Source organism: Mucilaginibacter sp. P4_G9 (genome assembly GCF_056400985.1).
Genome location: NZ_JBFUKF010000851.1, coordinates 1 through 902, shown reverse-complemented (window position 1 = coordinate 902; position 902 = coordinate 1). Strand labels below are relative to the sequence as shown.

The 902-nt window shown below is 39.2% G+C and carries 1 pseudogene; it reads right to left on the bottom strand.

Annotated features, from left to right (window positions below):
- Positions 1–369: 369 nt before the first annotated feature.
- Positions 370–902: pseudogene (locus AC1DPZ_RS28130) on the bottom strand (trigger factor); the annotation flags it as partial.

Sequence of the window (902 nt, the reverse complement as noted above, 5' to 3'; positions counted from 1 at the left end):
AAGCAATACCCGCCTTACAGCGTAGCTTTGCAAATCCGATCTGCATAGTTTTGGATTGCTTCGTACCTACCCATGACGTATTAGACTTTCAAGGTGTAAAGGCCTGTCAGTCTGAGCCTGTCGAAGACTCGTGCGGAGGGGCCTTTGCCCGCTATGCTTCGACAGGCTCAGCATGACAGCCCTTTTAGTAACGTCATTCCCCCTTCAGAGTCCACGGATTTTACCACTCGCAATGACGTGTTTTTTATGAGTGCTTTTTATGCAATATGCTATTATACACCAAAAGCAACCTTGTGAGTTGCTTTTGGTAAATTATATATCGCTTCTTAAGGTCTCTTCGCCAACCGGCAGGGTAGATTTAGAGCGGGCCTATTTTTCAGAAACTAGTTTATTGAAATCGGTAAACAGGATATCTTGTTTATCCAAAGTGATCACACCTTTAATAAAGTCAAATACTCTTAATGCTTTTACTTCTTCAAATATTTTATTAGCATTCTCTTTGTTTTGCAGGTATTGAACAGTGTACTGCGCTAACTGATCTTCGGGGATCGGTTGCGGGCTGTACATTCTGAATTGCTGATCTAAACGTTGTTTAGCCAAAGCGAAAACTTCATCGTACTTAAGTTCGATTTTGTTATCAGTAATTATTTTATTTTCAATCAAAGTCCATTTAAGGTTTTGAGCAAAATCATTATAACCACCTTCCAGCTCTTCTGCAGTCAGTTTTTCATTGGTAGCTTTTAACCAGCGTTTTAAAAATTCGTCAGGTAAATTAAAGTCAACTTTAGCAATGCTTACTTTGTAGATATCATCCTGCAATTTGCGTTCAGAATCCTGTACCATCATTGTTTCAAGTTCTTCGGTAATTTTAGCTGTAAATTCCGCTTCGGTTGTTACTACAC